This window comes from Sporosarcina cascadiensis, from assembly GCF_009650995.1.
GTDB lineage: Bacteria > Bacillota > Bacilli > Bacillales_A > Planococcaceae > Sporosarcina > Sporosarcina cascadiensis.
Map to the genome: position 1 here is coordinate 1 of NZ_WHVV01000021.1, position 19,963 is coordinate 19,963.

Here is a 19,963-nt window from a genome sequence, read left to right on the forward strand (position 1 = left end):
ACGAGCATCGGCTAAATCAGCCGATGCTTTTTTTAGGCATGCCCAACCAATTCACTAGGCATACACATATTATAGGCAGTGAAGAGGTGGTGAAAGGTGGAGAAGCAACAGCTTATACACAATGAGTCATTTGAAGTGGAGCAGCAGGAGTGGAAACGGCGGCAGCGCAAGGAACGGGGAAAGCAGCTGCTGACGATTGTGTCTCCAATTTTTATGCTGCTTCTATGGGAAGTATTGTCAAGGACCGGCATGCTGGATATACGCTTTTTCCCTCCGCCGAGCGTCATTTTGCAGACGTTTTTTGAAATGGTGGTCAGCGGGACGATGGCGCAGCATGTAGGCGTTTCGATGTACCGGATTTTCCTTGGTTTTCTGGCGGGAGTCATACCGGGCATGATTATAGGTCTGCTCATGGGACTGTATTCGCCGATCCGGCACTTTGTCCAGCCGATTGTCATGGCGCTGATGCCGATCCCAACGCTCGCGTTATTGCCGATTATTATCATTTTATTCGGAATTGGGGATTTGTCCAAAGTAGTGACAATTGCAGGAAGTGTCTTTTTTCCCGTTGTGATCAACACGGCAGCGGGTGTGCTGAATATCGATAAAATCTATTTGGATGTCGCACATAATTATCAGACGAACCGCCGGAATTTCTTCTTTAAAATTGCATTGCCAGGCGCTTTGCCTGTCATGCTCGAAGGAATTCAGATGGGGCAGGCAATTGCGCTTCTGACAATTGTAGCGGCAGAAATGATGGGGGCCACTTCAGGAATCGGTTATTTAATCTGGACATCGTATAAAGCCTTTTTATTGCCTGAAATGTATGTCGGGTTAATACTCATCTCCTTTTTTGGCTATTTATTTTCGCTCATCCTGCGCGCCCTTCAAAATAAATTATTGCCATGGAGGTGAATGAAATGGAGGGGAAACCAAAGATTACAGTAGACGGTTTGATGAAAGCTTTTTATAAGAAACAGGGCAGTGTGGTGGCGCTTGAGAATATTTCGATGACTGTGCAGGAAGGGGAATTCGTCTGTCTTGTCGGGCCAAGCGGCTGTGGCAAGACTACGCTGCTGCGTATTTTAGCAGGGCTGGAGCACCCGAGTGCAGGCAGTTTTACGATTGAAACGGAACGTCATGACCGCCCGCTGCAGTCGATGGTGTTCCAGGAACGCGGTGTTATTCCTTGGCTGACGGTCAGGGAGAATGTGGCGTTTGGACTGAAGATGCGCAATTTGCCAAAAGCTTTTATTGAAGAACGGACGGAGTTTTATTTGAAGAAAACGGGGCTGGAGCGGTTTGCCTCACTGTATCCGAAAGAACTGTCGGGCGGTATGAAACAGCGGGTGAGTATTGCGCGTGCATTTGCAAATGATCCAGAGATTTTATTGATGGATGAACCGTTCGGCGCGCTTGATGAACAGAACCGGTTTATTTTGCAGGAGGAATTGCTGAGTATTTGGGCAGAAACGAAGAAGACGGTGCTGTTCATTACGCACAGTATTGATGAAGCACTGCTGCTGAGCGACCGGATTTTAGTGATGGGAACGCAGCCCGGAAAGATTATCGAAGAAATCGTCATCGATAAACCGCGGCCGAGAAAGATTGAGGATATTCGGAATGATGCTGAAATGGCTGCGAAGTTTATCGAGATTTGGCATCATTTGCAGGAAGAGGTTCGGAAATCCAGGGAGTAGACGAATAAAAGTGCAAAGGAGCGATGGTATGGGGAAGTGGATGAAAAAAGCAGGTTGGGCGGGTCTGTTATCTATGGTCTTAATTATGGGTGCGTGTACGCAGAAAGAAGCGGAGAATCCGGCACCAGTTGATGAAACACCAAAGTCCGGCGATTTGTCGCCTCTTGAGAAACCGGCGAAAATTTTCATTGCGGAAGATGGAGCGGCTTCAGGGGCGGGATTCTATATTGCGAAGGAAAGGGGCTACTTTGAGGACTATAATATTTCTGTAGAGTTTGCGGACTTTGCCAATAGTGACGACATGCTTCCGGCATTGGCAGCAGGAGAGGTCGATATCGCAGGCGGCGTTTCCACTGCATCCTTCTTTAACGCGATTGCACAGGGCATTGACGTGCGGATCATAGCGGATAAAGGACATAATATGCCTGGGGAATCGTATTTCAGTTTTGTTATCGGAAATCATATGAAGGATCAAATTAAAGAGTACAGTGACTTCAAAGGCAAGAAAATTGCAGTGTCTTCCCGAAATTCGATTGATGGCTATATTTATGAAGAAATGCTGAAACATGCAGGTCTGACGGAGGAAGATGTCGAGTATGTACACATTGCCGATTTTGGTGCGATGCTCGGCGCGATTGATTCAGGAACGATTGACGCGGCACTGAATATTGAGCCTCTCATTGCCCAAGGAATCAATCAAGGTTTCCACCTTCGTTTTGGAGATACGACAGATTATGCGCCTGAATCGCAAATCGCAATGGTGCTCGCCTCACCGCAATTTATGGAGAATGATGAGCTGTCGCTGCGCTTCATGGCTGCCTATCTGAAAGGAGTGCGCGACTATAACGATGCGTTCTTTAAGGATGAGGGAGAAGCGGAAATCATCGATATCATGGTGAAGCATACGGCGCTGAAAGATCCTGAGCTTTGGGAGCGGGTTTTCGTAACAGGTCTTGATCCGAACGGTAAAATGTTCATAGATGATATTAAGAAACAATATGAAACGTATAAAGCAAACGGCGCGATTCGCGGAGAAATCGATTTCGATAAGTCGGTCGATCCGTCGCTTGTGGAACGGGCCATTGAGGAAATCGGTTTGTACGAAGAATAAAAGGAAGGGGAGCTGTCCGGCGCCATCGGGCGGCTCCCTTTTTTATTTGGATAGACTGGCGGCGTGATCATGAAGGCCGCCCAGCCGCGCCAAACTGCTGAGTAACCGAGCGTAACCGGCCCTCTGCCGCACATTTCTCCCGCTTTACCGAACCATACAGCCCTTTGACCGCGCCAAACCAGCCCCGAGCCGCACCATTCCTGCCAAGAACAGACCCTGAAAATACAAAATCCACCTACAATCACAATGAAATTCGTGATAAACTAAAACGACTGAATAGTGGAAGAATGGTGAACAACTTGAAACGATACATAGGGGAAATCGGTCTGATGATTACGGCAATCATCTGGGGCAGCGGCTTTGTCATGAGTGCACTGGCGCTGGATTATTATACGCCGTATCAAATACTAGCGGTACGGTTTGCGCTGGGGGCGGTTTTATTGGGATTAGTATTCCATAAAAAACTGCGTCAGATGAACAAAGCGGTTTTGTGGAAAGGTATGCTGCTGGGATTCTTGCTGTACACGGCATTTGCTCTGCAGACAGTCGGACTGCAATTTACGACACCTTCGAAAAATGCATTTTTGACGGGTGTCAATGTGGTGATTGTGCCGTTCATTGCGTTGATCTTATATAAACGAAAGCTTGATACGTTTGAATTATTCGGAGCGGTTTTGGCATTAGTCGGCGTTGCGGTGCTGTCGCTGCAATGGTCGTCGAGTATTAACTTCGGAGACGTACTGACACTGGGCTGCGCAGTCCTGTTCGCATTCCATATTTTCTGCACAGGAAGATTTGTTCGGACGGAAGATGCAATTTTGCTGACACTTCTGCAAATGGGAACTGCGGCGCTGATTGCCTGTGTGACAGTCGTTGGATTAGGAGAAACATCGTTTTCGATGCATCCGGCCGGCGTGGGTTCGGTGCTGTATTTGGCGATATTCTCTACAACGATCGCATTTTTGATGCAGACAGTCGGCCAGAAGCATTTATCCGAGACGAAAGCGGCGATTATTCTGTCGACGGAATCGGTATGGGGCATGGCATTCTCTGTCGCGCTAGCTTATGAAGTATTAACGGGGCGGATGTTTATCGGAGCACTGCTAATATTCATTGCGATATTGATATCCGAGACGAAGCCGCAGTTTTTCAAAAAACGCAGCATTCAGCGGGTGAAAGAACGAAAAGTATAACCAGAAATCGGACTGCCTCTGAAAATAGGCAGTCCGATTTTTATTTTGCCGCTGAGGAGGTTTGATAGCTGTGCAGCGACATGCCGCCGATGATGACCAGTACTCCAACCAATGAAAGTGCACCAGGCAAAGGCAAGCTGAGCAGCAGCATTTCACCGAGCATTGCGAAAATCAGCTCGACGGATTGCGTTGCTTCCACTGCAGCGAGCTTCCCTTGGTCATGCTGTACCATATCGGTCGCCATAAAGAAGAGGGAAGTCGCGATGACGCCAGAGCTCACCGCCACGATCAGCGACTGTACAACTTGGCTCACGGACGGCAGACCGACTGTTGCAGTGGCATAGACGGCCATGACGAGCCAGACAGGAAGTGTCATCAGCGTCATCGCCAGCACCCGCTGGAACATATCGAGGCGTCCGCCGAGCAGGTTCATCATTTTACGATTGCCGAGCGGATAGGAGAACGCCGCAATTACCAGCGGCAATGTTCCAAGCAAAACCGTTTTCGTCGATACACTGCCGGCGTGCGGAATTTGAATCAATACAACACCTGCCAGAATAACCAATGAAATGATGAGCGACGCCGCAGGAATCCGATGGCGAATCGTCCGCAGTTCACCCGTCCCGGTCTTCGCCTGAAATGTGAAGAGCGGGGCCAGCAAAACGCCTGCAACGATTGTCATTTGCCATGTTCCTGCGACGAGCCATCCCGGGCTGTAGCCGGCTGAAAATGTCAACGGTCCATAAAATAGTACAAAGGCAACGAAGCTCCAAATGAAAAATGGCACGGGAGCTGCTGTCATTTCGCGTTTCATTCCGGATAACCCTCCGCGCAGCGCGACAATGAGCACGAGGAATGGTACCATGAAGAAATATCTCAGCGATGCGCTCCACAGCCAGCTGCCGCCATCGAGCTCCATCGATCGATTCAAGACAAACGTAACAGCGAAAAAGAGTGCAGATAAAATGCCGATCCAGATAGCTTTCATCGGATCAGCCGCGCTGCTCCTGCAGTTTCAGTGCTTCGATAATCACTTCTGTCGCTTTTACCATACTATCTGCTGAAATAAACTCATATTTGCCGTGGTAATTTTCGCCGCCTGTAAAGACGTTAGGTGTCGGCATTCCCATAAAGGACAGCTGTGAGCCGTCCGTACCGCCGCGGATCGGTTCGATTTTCGGTTCGATTCCGAGACTCCGGTAGGCGTCTGCCATCAAATCGACAATCTCGATGACCGGCTCGATCTTTTCACGCATATTGAAGTACTGATCAGCCATCGTCAGCTCAACTGCCTGCTCCCCGTGCTTCTCCTGCAGACGCTTGACCGTGTCTTTTACCAGCTGCTTACGGGCTTCAAACGCCTGGCGGTCATGATCGCGGATAATATACTGATATACAGTCTTTTCAACGGAGCCTTCCGCATCCATTAAATGAATAAATCCTTCATAATTCTCGGTCTCCTGCGGGATTTCAATCGCGGGCATTGCTGCTTGGAATTCAGCCGCGATCAATAATGAATTGACCATTTTTCCTTTTGCTGTGCCCGGATGGACGTTTGTTCCCCGGAAAACAATCTCTGCGCCGGCTGCGTTGAAACTTTCATACTGCAGTTCGCCGAGCGGTCCGCCGTCCATCGTATAGGCATAGTCTGCGCCAAAATGTTCTACATCGAATTTATGCGGTCCGCGCCCAATTTCCTCGTCAGGCGTAAAGCCTACGCGTACTTTGCCGTGCTTGATTTCCGGATGCTCTTTTATATATTTCATGGCCGTCATGATTTCTGTGATGCCCGCTTTATCGTCCGCGCCGAGCAGCGTCGTACCATCCGTCGTGATGAGCGTGTGGCCATGATAATTATTCAATTCAGGAAATGCTGCGGTCGTCATGATAGTATTTTCGTTTAATTGGATGTCCTTGCCGTCATAATTGTCGATGCGCTGCGGATTGACGTCTGTCCCGGTATAATCGGTCGCTGTATCGACGTGAGCCAGGAAACCGACTGTCGGCAGTTTTTTGTCTGTATTGGATGGCAATGTCGCAAATAAATAGCCGTTTTCATCCAATGAAATGTCCTTTAAACCAATTTCAGCAAGCTCGTTTTCAAGTAGGTGCAGCAAATCCCATTGTTTAGCTGTAGAAGGTGTTGTGTCAGATGCCGCGTCTGACTGCGTATCAATTTTTGCGTAGCGAATGAACCGTTCAATCAATTGTTCTTTCATTAGAAAAAACTCCTCTCCAAGATGCGAATTACTGTTTTCATTTTAACAGAAAAACAGACTGAATACGCTGAAAATGAATGCAATGATACGGTGTTATGATCACGCAAGCATGCTTAATGATCATGCTCAGCACGGATATGATCATCTGCGGGCGAGGATTGAGCGCCTGAAGAGTCAGTATGAGCGGATATGGGACGGATATGATCACTTGTGCGAGGTCCATGATCATCCACACGAATAACTGCAGCGCCAAATAAAAAAGTTGCCCGGATGTAATTCCGGGCAACTGCAGATTAGCTGAATATATTAATTGTCGTAATGATAATCGGCATCGATACGACATCGATCAGGAATGCACCGACGATCGGCACAATCAAAAATGCTTTACGCGAAGGACCGTAACGGCCAGTGACTGCAGCCATGTTCGCCATGGCATTCGGCGTTGCACCGAGTCCGTGGCCTGCAAAGCCGGCGATCATCACGGCGGCATCGTAATCTTTTCCGAGTATGCGGAACAAGACGAAAATCGAAAAGAGTACGACGAATAGTACCTGCACAAAAACGATGACCAGTAATGGCAGTGCTAGATCAGCGACTTCCCACAGCTTGATGCTCATGAGTGCCATCGATAAGAAAATTCCTAATGAAACATCACCGATCAGATTGATGCTCTTCATATGCACAGCGTCATCTTTGATTCGGTCCACGATATTCCGTACGATAACCGCAACAAACATGGCACCGACATAGCCCGGCATGACAAAACCGGTTATTTCGGAGAACAGATCACCGATGAACGTACCGCCTGCGATACAAAGCGTAATCAGCAGAACCTGGGTTAAGAAGTTATCCGTGTGGATTGGTTCCTCCAGGGCCTCTGCAGAAAAAGCTTCCTCGTGCTCGGTTTCCGTTGATTTCAAATCATACTTATTAATCAAGTATTTGACGATTGGACCGCCGACAAGACCGCCTGCTACAAGCCCGAACGTAGCAGCCGCAATCCCGATGGACAGCGCTGAATCAATCCCGAGACTCTCAAGCGTTTCCCCATAGGCTGTCGCACCGCCGTGACCGCCTTCCATCGAAACCGCGCCTGCCATCATTCCGATAAGCGGATGCAGATTAAACAGATAGGACATCGATACTCCGATCACATTTTGCGCCAATGCCAAAAAACCACAGGCGACCCAGTAGATGATAAGCAATTTTCCGCCAAGACGTATAAGGCGGAAGCTCGCACCTAAACCGACTGTAGTGAAGAACGTCAGCATGAATAAGTTTTGTAAAGATGTGTCTAATTTGAAGTTTACCAAATCGAAATACTTCAAAATAGTCGCTAAAAGGGCAAAAAGCAACCCGCCTACAACAGGGGCGGGTATACAGAATTTTTGGAGAACTCCGATTTTACGTACGAGAAGAGTTCCAATTGTCAGTAGAGCTAATGCCAGAAATAGCGTGGTAATTTGATTTAACTCAAACGTCATGTGTTTCTTCCTCCCAGCAATGCAACGATTGCTTCATTTGTTAAGTAGGCGCCCAGTTTGACCGTCTGATTGTGATGATCAAGTGCCGGGTTGATTTCTGAGATGTCGAATGAAAGGGTTTTCTCATGGGAAGCTACGGTTTGAATAAATGTTCGTACAACGAGCGGATCCAATCCAAATGGAGAAGGAGCACTCACACCTGGAGCAACTGCCGAATTCAATACATCCGAGCATAATGTTAACAAAACATAGTCCTGTTTTTCAATGAAAGAGCTGATTTTCTGCAAAGTTTCGTTCAATATACCTGATGTGATTTCTTGTTCCAATACATAGGTTACGCCTTTAGCATCAGCTTCATTGAATAAAATGTCTGTATTGCCAAACTCCTGAATGCCAAGCACGAGGTATTCCACGTTCTGATCCGAATCAAGCATCTGCTTGAACATCGTGCCGGAAGAAGGCTGTTCTTCATAGCTGCGCAAGTCAAAATGCGCATCAATATTGATGACGCCGAGTTTCTTGTCGGGTCCGATGAATTCGCGGACACCCAGGTAATGGCCATAAGCCGTTTCATGACCGCCGCCTAAAATAACGGGCTTGCTCTGTTTTGACAAGCTGGCGCAAACAGCGGCTCCGAGTTCAGCCTGTGCCTGTTCGAGCCGGTCATCTTCACATACGACAGTGCCCGCATCCATCAGCTGATATTCTGCCGCCATGCGCCAAGGCAGTTTTGCCAGCTCGCTGCGCAGGGCATTCGGGCCTTCTGCAGCTCCCAGTCTGCCGTTGTTCCGACGTACGCCTTCTTCGGATGAAAATCCAATCAGTGTACAAGATTTATTGGAAACGCTTTCCCTTGGGGCGGAAAGCTGTACAATTTGATGCATGCGAAATGCGGCTCTGTCCGTTTCGCTGTCTGTCCGGCCTGACCAGAATTTTTCATTTGTTTGAATTAACAATATACTTCATCCTTTCAAGCGTGATACTCTATATTGTAATACTTTCTGTTTCGTAACTCTAATACTTCTTATTTATGGATTCATGCCTGAAAGTTATAGGTGAGTAAAATGAGTGTACTGTCAGTCAGTGGAAAGGAATTGAATAAATGAATAAATTTTTATTTGGCTTTTTAGTCATCGTCACGACGGCTCTCATGGGTTCGTCATTTGCAATCGGCAAGATTGGTCTCGCGTACTCCTCGCCGTTATTATTGGTGGCATTGCGTTTTACGATTGCCGGTGTAATCATGGCAATCGTCGTTAAGATTCTGAAGAAGCCGCACCCCAAAAAGCTTGGTGAGTGGAAGTGGCTGGTATTGATCGGTTCATTGCAGACAGCGGCCGTTATGGGCTGTATCTTTATTGCTTTGCGGACCATCACGTCGGGAGAAACATCTATCCTGACATTTACGAATCCTTTGCTGGTTGTCGTCATCGGCACACTAGTTTTGCGTATCCGTTATCGGCTGCAGCAGTGGATCGGCGTCATCTGCGGACTTCTCGGCGTGTTCATTACGATGGGTGCGCATCTGGATTTGAAAATCGGGACAGTGCTCGGATTTATTTCAGCCATCGCCTGGGCGTGCTCAACACTGATCGTCAAAGTCCACGGCTATCGTTTTGATACGTGGGTTATGACCGCTTATCAGATGCTGTTCGGCGGCTTAATATTATTTATCGCCAGCTTTTTACTGGAAGAACCTTTCTTTGAAGTGAACGCATTATCGCTTGGCATACTAGCATGGTTGGCTATTGCGGCTTCAATTATTCAATTCTCCATTTGGTTTTATTTGCTGCAGACCGGCAATCCGGAAAGAACAAGCGCCTTTTTATTCCTGGCACCTTTTTTCGGCACGCTGAGCGGCTGGCTCTTGCTGGACGAAAAGCTTTCTTATTCACTGATTGCCGGCGGTCTGCTCATCAGCCTGGGTATTTTTCTTGTCAATTGGCGCAGTAAACGGGAGCTTGGCCGGCTGCCTGCCTGATTACATACTCCATAAGCGGCAGTAAGCATGTAGTTCATCAAGAAGCGCCGTTGCGGCAAGCGAATTTTCATTGACCAAAGAGTAAAATGGACGGCGGATCGGTGCAACCTTATAATTCAGCGCCGCCAGTTCGCCGCGTTCGAGCTCTCGTTTGCAGCTGTGGCGCGACAAAAATGCTATGCCCAAACCGCTCAGTACGGCTCGTTTTCTGCCTTCAGGCGAGCTGATCACGGTGTGCTTTGGATGGACACCAAACTGTGTAAGTGAGCTGTCGATCAGATCTCGTTCCGGGTCTTCTTCATTTGGAAGAATCCAGTGAGTTTCCTGCAGATCCAAAATAGAAGAACTCTTCTTCCTGGCCAATGGATGACCTGAAACAGCAACCAATAACAGCTCATCTTCCATAAATGTGTTGGCTAAAGTAGTTTTCGTTACTTCGCTACATCCGATATCCGCTTTTTTATTATGAACGACGTCGTCGATAGAATGGGCAGAAATCACTTCCAGACGCAAATAAAGCTCTGGAAACTTTGCGTGCAGACGTGTCAGCACATCGGGTAAAATACCTTCTGCTATCACCGGAGAAGCAGCAATCCGCAATAGGCCGGCTGCGGAACTCTGTGGCCGGGTCAATTCCATTTTAGTGCGGTCAGCCAGATCAATCAGCTGCACAGCACGCTCATATAATAACTGACCCGCAGGGGTGACTTGAAAACTGCGTGAGGTTCGTTTCAGCAATGAAGTCTGCAGCGTTTCTTCTAAGTTTTTTATGTGCAGGCTGACGGTTGGCTGTGCAAGCTTCAATAAGACAGCTGCTTTTGTGAAGTTTTTCTGGTCTATTACGGCAACAAATGTCTTTAGCTCTTCAATTTGCATGGCTTTCACTCCTGTTATTATGAATACTGATTGAATTCACTATATCATGTAGTTTTTGTGATGGACGGAAAGTATGCTTTGTATAAAATTTAGGCAAAAAAATAGCCTTGCAATCAGCTGCAAGGCATGTAGGGGATTAAATCACCGTATAATTTTTATGTGCGACAACAGTCATATTGGATGCTGCCCCAATTTGTTCTGCGTCTGAATCAGAAATCTTAACAATTACGGAGTTCTCGAGAATCTTGTGAATTGTTCCGGAAACTTCGTGTTCATTGCGGTTGAAGGATATGACTTCATCTACATATCTTGAGGCCACAAAATCAGAAATCGGACGATCTTTGCGTGGAAATGCCAACCGAATCAACTCCTTCAATAGTAAAATCTCGTCTTTTTCATATGCTGCAGAGAAAAGACGGAAAACGTGCAATAGCTTACTATAAGTAGTATAACATATATCGGGAAAAATTTCAGAATAGTAGAAACCTGTCGAATGGTAGATCGTACTTTTTGGAGTAAGATATAGGGTGAAGTCGAATGCAATTGATTTGACAATATACCTATCAGGGTATAATCTGAAGATAATAAAGGGCGGTGAGATTTATGGAATACGATGATAAAGTGAAGAATCGTCTGAAGCGTATTGAGGGGCAGATTAAAGGGGTTCTGCGTATGATAGAAGAAGGCAAGGACTGTAAAGAAGTCATCACTCAGCTGTCTGCAAGCCGTTCAGCCATCGACCGGACAATCGGCGTAATCGTCAGTTCCAATTTAATTGCGTGCATGGAAAACCTGGATGAAACAGATGACAGAACACATGAATCGATTATTAACGAAGCTGTGGAATTGCTGGTAAAGAGTCGGTAAGCATTTACGCTTGACTCTTTTTTTAACTCATGTAATATACCCCTATAGGTATTTATTACGAAAATGACAGATAAAAGGGGCAGAGAACATGACAGAACAGAAAAAAACGACAATCGTATTATTCAGTGGTGATTATGATAAAGCAATGGCGGCATATATTATTGCAAACGGTGCTGCTGCATATGATCATGAAGTAACAATTTTCCATACATTTTGGGGATTGAATGCACTGCGCAAAGATGAACCGATTCAGAGTAAGAAAGGTATTCTTGAAAAGCTATTCGGTAAAATGATGCCGAGAGGTGCGGATAAAATGGGACTTTCCCAAATGAATTTTGCGGGCATGGGACCAAAGATGATCAAGCGTGTAATGAAAAAGCATTCAGCGATGAGTCTACCGCAGCTTATTGATCTTGCCGCTGAGCAGGACGTTAAATTGATCGCCTGCACGATGACAATGGATTTATTGGGACTTGGACAGGAAGAGTTGCTTGATGAAGTGGAGTACGGCGGTGTAGCAGCCTATTTAGGTGAAGCGCAGGAGGGCCGGGTAAACCTGTTCATTTAAAAAATTTTGAAAATAAATATACCCCATGGCGTATAGGAGGAATACAATGATTCAAACAGATAAGGTACTGGACGCTAAAAATCTTGCCTGCCCGATGCCGATCGTTAAAACTAGAAAAGCGATCAAAGAAATGACAGAGGGGCAGGTGCTTGAAGTCCATTCAACTGACACAGGAACAACGGCGGACTTGAAGGCTTGGTCTGAAAGTGCAGGCCACCAATATATAGGAAACGTTCAGGAAGACGGGGTCTGGCGCCATTTCGTCAGAAAGTCCGACAAAGAAGAATGGCAGGAAAGGACCTATCCATTTACCGTTGCAAACGAAAAGCTTACAGATAAATTGGAGGAACCTGGTACGGTGCTGATCGATGTCAGAGAATCTGCAGAGTATACATTCAATCACATACCCGGTGCCCTGTCGATTCCGCTAGGTCAGCTGGAAGAGCGAATAGAACATCTGGATAAAAAACATAAATACTTTATCGTATGCCGCACAGGGAACCGCAGTGATATGGCTTGCCAGAAGCTTGCAGCACAAGGGTTTGAGTGTGTGACAAATGTAGTGCCCGGTATGTCGAAGTGGCATGGTAATACTGAAAATACAGCAGGGGGTATGAAGAGATGAGAATTGCTACAGCAAGTGAGATTGCAAAAAAGGTCATACAAAAAGAACCGTTATTTATTTTGGACGTGCGAAATGAAGAGACGTTTCAGGATTGGAAAATTGAAGGCGAGCAGGTTGTTCATTTGAATGTGCCGTATTTCGAATTGCTGGACGGTGCAGGAGCCATTGTTGATCAGCTGCCGAAAGATCAGGAAATCATGGTTGTTTGTGCAAAGGAAGGTTCATCCATTATGGTGGCGGAAATTCTCGAGGAGGAAGGCTGTTCAGCTGCTTACTTACAGGGAGGAATGAAAGCCTGGAGCGAGTATCTGGAGCCCGTGAAAATTGGTGACCTGAAATCAGGCGGCGAGCTGTATCAATTCGTCCGTCTCGGCAAAGGATGTCTCTCCTATATGATTGTTTCCGGGGGAGAAGCGGCGGTTGTGGATGCAGTTCGCATGACCGGTGTATTTACGGTTTTCGCGGACGGCCTAGATGCGAAAATCATACACGTATTGGATACACATCTACACGCAGACCATATTTCCGGGGGCCGAAAGCTTGCGGAATCGACAGGTGCAACGTACTGGCTGCCCCAGAAAGACGCCGAAGAAGTGACGTTTGATTTTGCTTCATTGGAAGAAGGGGCTTCGATTACAGTCGGCAGTACAAAGATTGAGATCCAGCCGCTTTATTCACCGGGCCACACGATCGGCTCCACGTCATTCATCGTGGATGACAGCTATTTGCTGACAGGTGATATTCTGTTCATCGATTCCATCGGCCGTCCGGATTTAGCCGGACTTGCGGAGGACTGGGTCGGCGATCTGCGTGAATCGCTGTACAACCGCTATCCTCAACTATCAGAGGATCTGACGGTGCTTCCGGCTCACTTCATGATGATTAAAGAGTTGAATGAAAACGGCAGTGTCTCGGAGAAGTTAGGCGCATTATATAAGCAAAATCACGGACTGAAGATCGACAATGAGGATGAATTCAGAGAGCTTGTAACAGGAAATCTGCCGCCGCAGCCAAATGCCTATCAGGAAATCCGTCAGACCAATATGGGTAAAATCCAGCCTGACGAAGAAATGCAGCGTGAAATGGAGATTGGTCCAAACCGCTGTGCAGTGAGATGATGAATGACAAAAAACTTTAGTAGGGGAGAAGATAAATATGAGTACAACCACATTCTTAGATGCAAAAGGATTGGCTTGTCCGATGCCGATCGTTCGGGCAAGAAAAGTAATGAAAGAACTGCAGACAGGGGACATCCTGGAAATTCATACGACGGACAAAGGCTCCGTTGCCGACTTGACGGCCTGGGCGGCTTCCGGCGGCCATGATCTGAAAGAAAAGCAGCAAGAGGCGAATGTCTTTAAATTCTGGATTCAAAAAGGGTAAACTAAGCACAGAGACAAGGAAGAAGGGAGGACATCATGAGCGTACCATTCATCATTACCATCTTCCTCATTGGGTTTGTCGGCTCATTTCTTTCCGGCATGATGGGTATTGGCGGCGCGATCGTCAAGTACCCCATGCTGTTATTTATTCCTGCTATGCTTGGTTTCACTGCCTTTTCGCCGCATGACGTATCAGGGATTACAGCAGTGGAGGTATTCTTTTCATCACTTTCTGGCGTATTGGCATACCGAAAAAGCAATCTGATATTGAAGCCGCTTGTTTTTTACATGGGGATTAGTGTATTGATCGGAAGTGTTATCGGCGGTGCCGGTTCAAGCTTTCTATCTGAAAACGCAGTCAATATTGTCTACGGCGTACTGGCTGTCATGGCGGCAATTATGATGTTCATTCCGAAAAAAGGATTGGAAGATCAGTTGATTGAAGAGATTACTTTCAATAAATGGGTTGCCTCCATCGCAGCATTACTCGTCGGGTTAGCTGCGGGGATTGTAGGGGCTGGAGGCGCATTCATTCTGGTGCCGATCATGCTGGTTATATTAAAAATCCCTACGCGTGTGACGATAGCAACTTCGCTCGCAATTACACTTCTGTCGTCAATCGGATCTGCTTCAGGTAAGCTGTTTACAGGGCAAGTGCCGTATATGCCTGCACTTGTAATGATTGCGGCGAGTATCCTGGCAGCTCCTTTAGGTGTAAAAGCAAGCCGAAAAATCAATGTGAAAGTACTGCAAGGAGTACTTGCCGTATTAATAATGGGATCAGCCGTCAAAATCTGGCTGGATATCTTTTATAAATAAAAGTCATTTCGAAAGATTCTATTAATAACCCTTGCAATAGGCTGAGATTAGCTTTATACTATTTTTCAAGATGGAAAACGAATAGACGGACTCTTATCAAGAGTGGCGGAGGGATTAGGCCCTGTGATGCCCGGCAACCGGCTTTGTAAGCAAAGGTGCTACTTCCTGCAGACGATCAGTCTGGAAGATAAGAGGGAATGAGCGAAAGCAGAGCCCTCTTCTTATTTATAGGAAGAGGTTTTTTGTATATTCGGACGTGCATCTTTCAATATAATAAATTCCATTTTGGAAGGGGAAATAGTAATGACGAATTTTAAGCCGGAAACAGTATTATTGCACGGAGGACAGCAGCCCGATCCCGTAACAGGTTCACGTGCTTTGCCGATTCATCGTACGACTTCTTATGTATTCAGAGACACGGAACATGCACAGAATTTATTTGCCCTGCAGGAAGCGGGCAATATTTATACACGCATCACAAATCCGACAGTTGCCGTATTTGAAGAGCGTATCGCAGAGCTAGAAGGGGGATCGGCAGCAGTCGCGTTGTCTTCCGGAATGGCGGCTATTGCATTCTCTATTATGAATATCGCAAGCGCCGGCGATGAAATTGTGGCGGCCAGCAATCTGTACGGCGGAACGTACAATCTGTTTGCTGTGACATTGCCGCGTTACGGTATTACGGTGAAATTTGTGGATGCATCCGATCCGAAGAACTTTGAAGCGGCTATTACGGATAAAACAAAAGCGTTGTTTGCAGAAACAATCGGAAATCCGAGCCTGCAGGTTTTGGACATCGAAGCAGTGGCGAAAGTGGCACACGATAACGGTCTTCCGTTGCTGGTCGATAATACATTTCCGTCTCCATATGGCTTGAATCCGATTGAATATGGAGCAGATGTCGTGATCCACTCTGCAACGAAGTGGATTGGCGGACACGGAACAACAATCGGCGGAGTCGCGGTTGACGCTGGGAAGTTTGATTGGACGCAGGGCAGATTCCCTGGATTTACAGAGCCTGACAACTCTTATCACGGATTACGTTACGGAATTGACACGGCAGGCGCCGCATTTGCAACAAAGCTGCGCGTTCAATTGCTGCGAGATTTCGGGCCATGTCTGGCACCTGACAGTGCATTCAACTTATTGCAGGGACTTGAGACGCTTCATTTGCGCGTTCCCCGTCATAATGAAAATGCACAGAAAGTAGCGGATTTCCTGAAAGAGCATCCGGGGGTAGAGTGGGTGACATATACAGGGCTGGAAGATCACCCAACGCATGATTTGGCGCAGAAGTATTTGAAAAATGGATACGGCTCGATTATCGTATTCGGCATCAAAGGCGGCCGTGATGCAGGGCGTGAAGTGATTGATAATGTGAATATCTGGTCGCATGTTGCAAACGTCGGCGATGCGAAATCTCTGATCATTCACCCGGCATCCACTACACACCAGCAACTTTCCACGGAAGATTTGAAGAACTCGGGCGTCAGTGAAGAGTTGATTCGTCTGTCTGTAGGACTGGAAAATGCTGATGATATCATTACAGACTTGAAGCAGGCAATCGAAAAAGCGGTTAAGCAAACCGTTTAATAAGTAAAATAAGAAGAGGTTCTTCACCAAAATATGTGCTTGACAGTCTATTTCATGAGCAGTTTGAGACTTGCTGTAATTGCAAAGTATAGGATGGTAAGTGGGTATAAGAACGTTTCCCTGCGTTCCAGGCGGACGCGTGTCTTGCGGGCCCGCGGTGAGCCAAGCGAACTGCGAAGGGTTCGCTTTGCCGTATTTTTGCGCTCTTTGCAAAAATTAAGGCAATACAGAGTTTCTTCTACACGCTATTTTTGCTTCGCTCCCGCAAGTCGTCTCACTTGTCGGGCTGATCCTCCCAGAGTCGCCTAAAACCAGTGCTCCTAACGCTGCGCTTTTACTCGCAAAAGCCGTTCTTCGTGACGGCTTTCACTCCGGTACACTGGCTGGTGTTTCAATAATTTTTATGTGATTTGGAGTATGAACATATTAGATTCTTTTGATCAATGCGTTTGCAAGGTCGGAAAAAAATACACCAACTAAGCTCGCATCCTGCCAAAAAGCAACATGACATACATTTCCCACACCAGCGAAGGCGCAACTGCGGGGTCGGCCGTTGCGATGAGACTGCTGGCATGCCCTTCGCCAGTAGGCTTATCGCGTAAGGTAATCCCCCAGCGCCGAAGCGGGTTTAAACTGTAGCATAATTTTCGCAACACATACATGACAAGTTGGCAAGGATCGATTTTAGGCAGACTCAAAAAAAGGAAACCATTTCAACTGCGAAATGGTTTCCTCTTTTTTACGGCCGCTTTATCTTCTTTCGTTCCTCTTTCAGTGATTTGAATAAGGAGACGACCATCATAATCAAGATGATGGAAAAAGGCAGTGCGGCAATAATGATGACGTTCTGTAAAGCATCCAGACCGCCTACAAATAGTAAAATAACCGCAATAGATGATTGAATAACACCCCAAATGATTTTTAAGTTGTTTGGGGGTGTCAGTGATCCGTAAGAAGACTGCATGCCGAGTACAAATGTTGCAGAATCTGCAGATGTGATGAAAAATGAAATGATCAGCAGAATGGCAATACCGGAAATGAATGACGACCAAGGCAGCCCGCTGAACATTTCAAAAATCGTCAGTTCTGTAGCAGTGGATGCCAGATCAATGATTCCCGCTCTTTGTGTTTCGATAGCTGTAGTACCAAAAGCCGCAAACCAAACAGCACTCAGCACAGTAGGCACGACAAGCACACCGATCATGAATTCACGTATTGTCCGTCCTTTTGAGACACGTGCAATAAACATACCCACGAAAGGCGACCAAGCCATCCACCAGGCCCAATAGAAGAGTGTCCAATCATTCAGCCATACTCGGTTCTCGGGAGTAAGCGGCGCCGTCCGGAAGCTCATCCGGATCAGGTTTTCCAAATAACCGCCAATTGAATCGGTAAACATATTGAAAATTAGCAGCGTCGGACCAAGCGCAATGATGAAGAGCAGCAGTGCAAGAGCCAGGACCATATTGGTATTGGACAAAATCTTGATGCCTTTGCCAAGACCGCTCCATGCTGAAATCAAGAACAGCACCGTTACGATTGCGATGATGACCAGCTGCGATACGAAACCGACAGGAATGCCGAATAAATAATGAAGCCCCGCATTAATTTGCACGGCACCAAAGCCGAGCGAAGTGGCGACACCGAATACTGTGGCAAATATGGCGAAACCGTCAATGACTATACCAAGGCGCCCGTCTACCCGGTCCCCAAAAGTCGGGCGCAGTGTAACGGATATCAAACCTGTTTGACCTTTTCTAAACTGAAAATAGGCAAGTGTAAGAGCTGTCATACCGTAGACTGCCCAGGCATGGAAGCCCCAGTGGAAAAATGTTTCCCGCATTGCTTCTTTATAAGCGGCTTTTGTTTCAGGGGCAGCAGTGGCGGGGTCCACTGCATAGTGCGACAAAGGCTCTGCTGCTCCGTAAAATACCAGCCCGATGCCCATGCCCGCCGAAAAGAGCATAGCCAGCCAAGAAACCATAGAGAACTGAGGACGATCATGGTCTTTACCTAAACGAATTCTCCCAATAGGGCTGAAAATCAAAAAGATCGAAATGAAAAACAGCATGGAGACAATCAGAAGATAATACCACCCAAATGAATCAGCAATAAAGTTCTTGGCTGACGTAGTGACCCCTTCAAATTGTTTTGGCGCTATTACGCCATATCCTACAGCTAAGGCCACAGCGACGAGCGTAATATAAAATGTAATGGATATCTTTTTCATAAAGCCTCCTGATCTGAACGTATTATTAAAAGATGCCGGGCGAAAAAATAGCCTGGCACAGTTAGAGTGAATAATTGCGCATATACACGTAATTTTACCCAAAAATGACAGGGTGCAAACATCATAATGGCTAGATAGCAAAAGGAATTTATGAAGTGGAACAGACAGAGGCAGGCTGTATAGAGGGCTGCAATAATATCGCTGATGGTCAGTGCTTTGACATTCATTTGAAAGACTCCTTTAAGAAAATATAGCAAAAACTTATGCAGTGCACATGAGTTGGACTGGTCGTTTCTAAAGGAACGGTCTATTTTCATTGTTCACGTAATTATTCTGAGCGTCAGCGTGCTATACTAGAGAAACTAACTTGAGAAGGAGAGGATTTTCATGCAATACTCACAGCCTAAAATGCTGCAGCTCGTCAAAGAAAGCCCGGAGCTCAACCGACAGTTAAAGTCGATCATGAAAGAGCATGAATTGGAGAAGAGTTTTGCTCTGAAAGCTCTGTATCATGCGGAAGTAAAAGACGGAGGGAAATATCAGCGGGATTATCAGGAGCTGTGACGGAGCGGAGATATTCTTGTTAGAGGAAGCGGCAGTATGACAGGAAAAAGTATAGAAAAAGAGCAGCCGGACAAATTGTCCAGGCTGCTCTTTTGCGTTCTCTTATAAACGAATCGTTTTCACTGCGCCTGTGCGTTTCACAAGAATCGTTTTATACTGTGCACGGTTTTGTGCATCTGTGTAGACAGTCACGCGTGTATTGTAGTTATCGGAGACAACGCGTGCAGTGTAGCTGCTCAAGTCTGTTGACGGTTGGCTTGGTTTCGCAGCTGGTTTGACCGGTTTTGCCTGAGCAGCCGGCTTTTCTTTAATAACTTGGTTGAACACCATGCCACCGCGTGTGTTGATGATTTTTAATTGCTTAGTTGTTTTATTGAATATCGTTTTATACTGCGTGCGCCCCTGTGCGTCGTTCAGCAGCATTTTACGGATAACTTTTTGATCTTCTACTACTCTAAAGTTGAATGCAGATGCGTTTACTTTTGAAGCGATCGTTGCATATTCAGGAAGTTTCGTAACATCCATCTTCGCTGCTTGATTGTTGTAGCCGCCCTGGTAATGGGAAACAGCAGCCTTGTGGCTAGATGTATTGTTCGGGCTTGCCTCTGCGTTAATTCCGTGAAGCGCACCTGTTGTCAGCATTAGCGCACCTAGTGTAGAAATGATTTGTTTTTTCATAATGAATCTCTCCTTTGGGATAAGTAGTGGTTGTTGCATAACTACATATTAAAGGAGCTGATTTACAGGACGC

The 19,963-nt window shown here is 46.6% G+C and carries 22 protein-coding genes and 1 riboswitch; of the genes, 13 read left to right on the forward strand and 9 right to left on the reverse strand.

Going from position 1 to position 19,963, the window contains the following annotated elements; all coding sequences use genetic code 11:
• Positions 1-96 precede the first annotated feature (96 nt).
• The 4 genes from GDZ68_RS16135 to GDZ68_RS16150 all read left to right on the forward strand — a co-directional run bounded on the left by GDZ68_RS16135 (position 97) and on the right by GDZ68_RS16150 (position 4,004).
• The gene (locus GDZ68_RS16135) at positions 97-915 is read left to right on the forward strand and encodes an ABC transporter permease (protein WP_153723345.1); all 819 of its coding nucleotides are present in this window, start codon (positions 97-99) and stop codon (positions 913-915) included.
• Positions 916-920: 5 nt separating this feature from the next.
• Entirely contained in the window at positions 921-1,700 is a 780-nt protein-coding gene (locus tag GDZ68_RS16140) for an ABC transporter ATP-binding protein (RefSeq protein ID WP_153723346.1), read from the forward strand.
• A gap of 40 nt (positions 1,701-1,740) precedes the next feature.
• The gene (locus GDZ68_RS16145) at positions 1,741-2,811 is read left to right on the forward strand and encodes an ABC transporter substrate-binding protein (protein ID WP_153723398.1); all 1,071 of its coding nucleotides are present in this window, start codon (positions 1,741-1,743) and stop codon (positions 2,809-2,811) included.
• A gap of 299 nt (positions 2,812-3,110) precedes the next feature.
• Positions 3,111-4,004 (forward strand): DMT family transporter, encoded by an 894-nt coding sequence (locus tag GDZ68_RS16150; RefSeq protein ID WP_153723347.1) that lies wholly within the window; start codon positions 3,111-3,113, stop codon positions 4,002-4,004.
• 40 nt (positions 4,005-4,044) lie between these two features.
• Here the strand turns inward: GDZ68_RS16150 and GDZ68_RS16155 are convergent, their stop codons facing one another.
• From GDZ68_RS16155 to hutG, 4 genes are all read right to left on the reverse strand, one after another.
• A complete protein-coding gene (locus GDZ68_RS16155) occupies positions 4,045-4,992 on the reverse strand; it encodes a DMT family transporter (RefSeq protein ID WP_153723348.1) in 948 nt (315 codons plus the stop codon).
• Positions 4,993-4,996: 4 nt separating this feature from the next.
• The gene (gene pepT, locus GDZ68_RS16160) at positions 4,997-6,223 is read right to left on the reverse strand and encodes a peptidase T (RefSeq protein WP_153723349.1); all 1,227 of its coding nucleotides are present in this window, start codon (positions 6,221-6,223) and stop codon (positions 4,997-4,999) included.
• 293 nt (positions 6,224-6,516) lie between these two features.
• Entirely contained in the window at positions 6,517-7,707 is a 1,191-nt protein-coding gene (gene gltS, locus GDZ68_RS16165) for a sodium/glutamate symporter (RefSeq protein ID WP_153723350.1), read from the reverse strand.
• The gene (gene hutG / locus GDZ68_RS16170; protein ID WP_153723351.1) at positions 7,704-8,663 is read right to left on the reverse strand and encodes a formimidoylglutamase; all 960 of its coding nucleotides are present in this window, start codon (positions 8,661-8,663) and stop codon (positions 7,704-7,706) included. Before hutG ends, gltS begins: the two co-directional genes overlap by 4 nt.
• A gap of 146 nt (positions 8,664-8,809) precedes the next feature.
• On the opposite strand from hutG, the gene GDZ68_RS16175 reads away from it, so the two are divergent.
• Positions 8,810-9,688, forward strand: a complete 879-nt coding sequence (locus GDZ68_RS16175; protein WP_153723352.1) for a DMT family transporter — start codon at positions 8,810-8,812, stop codon at positions 9,686-9,688.
• On the opposite strand, the gene GDZ68_RS16180 is transcribed toward GDZ68_RS16175, so the two are convergent.
• Complete coding sequence (locus GDZ68_RS16180; protein WP_153723353.1) at positions 9,689-10,564, reverse strand: LysR family transcriptional regulator; 876 nt, start codon at positions 10,562-10,564, stop codon at positions 9,689-9,691.
• 136 nt (positions 10,565-10,700) lie between these two features.
• On the reverse strand, positions 10,701-10,922 hold the full coding sequence (locus GDZ68_RS16185) for a DUF2187 family protein (RefSeq protein WP_153723354.1): 222 nt from the start codon (positions 10,920-10,922) through the stop codon (positions 10,701-10,703).
• Positions 10,923-11,167: 245 nt separating this feature from the next.
• Here GDZ68_RS16185 and GDZ68_RS16190 point away from each other — a divergent pair, with 245 nt between their 5' ends.
• From GDZ68_RS16190 to GDZ68_RS16220, 7 genes are all read left to right on the forward strand, one after another.
• Positions 11,168-11,431, forward strand: a complete 264-nt coding sequence (locus tag GDZ68_RS16190; protein WP_153723355.1) for a metal-sensitive transcriptional regulator — start codon at positions 11,168-11,170, stop codon at positions 11,429-11,431.
• A gap of 88 nt (positions 11,432-11,519) precedes the next feature.
• Positions 11,520-11,999 (forward strand): DsrE/DsrF/DrsH-like family protein, encoded by a 480-nt coding sequence (locus GDZ68_RS16195; RefSeq protein WP_153723356.1) that lies wholly within the window; start codon positions 11,520-11,522, stop codon positions 11,997-11,999.
• 46 nt (positions 12,000-12,045) lie between these two features.
• Positions 12,046-12,624, forward strand: a complete 579-nt coding sequence (locus tag GDZ68_RS16200; RefSeq protein WP_153723357.1) for a sulfurtransferase TusA family protein — start codon at positions 12,046-12,048, stop codon at positions 12,622-12,624.
• Positions 12,621-13,742 (forward strand): MBL fold metallo-hydrolase, encoded by a 1,122-nt coding sequence (locus GDZ68_RS16205; protein ID WP_153723358.1) that lies wholly within the window; start codon positions 12,621-12,623, stop codon positions 13,740-13,742. The genes GDZ68_RS16200 and GDZ68_RS16205 overlap by 4 nt, the downstream gene beginning before the upstream one ends.
• A gap of 37 nt (positions 13,743-13,779) precedes the next feature.
• Positions 13,780-14,007, forward strand: a complete 228-nt coding sequence (locus GDZ68_RS16210; protein ID WP_153723359.1) for a sulfurtransferase TusA family protein — start codon at positions 13,780-13,782, stop codon at positions 14,005-14,007.
• A gap of 35 nt (positions 14,008-14,042) precedes the next feature.
• A complete protein-coding gene (locus GDZ68_RS16215; RefSeq protein WP_153723360.1) occupies positions 14,043-14,825 on the forward strand; it encodes a sulfite exporter TauE/SafE family protein in 783 nt (260 codons plus the stop codon).
• Positions 14,826-14,915: 90 nt separating this feature from the next.
• A riboswitch (SAM riboswitch) is annotated at positions 14,916-15,019 on the forward strand.
• A gap of 109 nt (positions 15,020-15,128) precedes the next feature.
• Positions 15,129-16,418 (forward strand): O-acetylhomoserine aminocarboxypropyltransferase/cysteine synthase family protein, encoded by a 1,290-nt coding sequence (locus GDZ68_RS16220; protein WP_153723361.1) that lies wholly within the window; start codon positions 15,129-15,131, stop codon positions 16,416-16,418.
• A gap of 739 nt (positions 16,419-17,157) precedes the next feature.
• On the opposite strand, the gene GDZ68_RS16225 is transcribed toward GDZ68_RS16220, so the two are convergent.
• Entirely contained in the window at positions 17,158-18,648 is a 1,491-nt protein-coding gene (locus tag GDZ68_RS16225; RefSeq protein ID WP_153723362.1) for a glycine betaine uptake BCCT transporter, read from the reverse strand.
• Positions 18,645-18,875, reverse strand: a complete 231-nt coding sequence (locus GDZ68_RS16230) for a hypothetical protein (protein WP_153723363.1) — start codon at positions 18,873-18,875, stop codon at positions 18,645-18,647. Before GDZ68_RS16230 ends, GDZ68_RS16225 begins: the two co-directional genes overlap by 4 nt.
• Before the next feature lie 160 nt (positions 18,876-19,035).
• Between GDZ68_RS16230 and GDZ68_RS18130 the strand changes: the two genes are divergently transcribed.
• Positions 19,036-19,212 carry a hypothetical protein gene (locus tag GDZ68_RS18130; protein WP_194841211.1) on the forward strand — a complete coding sequence of 59 codons (177 nt, stop codon included), beginning with the start codon at positions 19,036-19,038 and terminating at the stop codon, positions 19,210-19,212.
• 102 nt (positions 19,213-19,314) lie between these two features.
• On the opposite strand, the gene GDZ68_RS16235 is transcribed toward GDZ68_RS18130, so the two are convergent.
• Positions 19,315-19,890, reverse strand: a complete 576-nt coding sequence (locus GDZ68_RS16235; RefSeq protein WP_153723364.1) for a hypothetical protein — start codon at positions 19,888-19,890, stop codon at positions 19,315-19,317.
• Positions 19,891-19,963 lie beyond the last annotated feature (73 nt).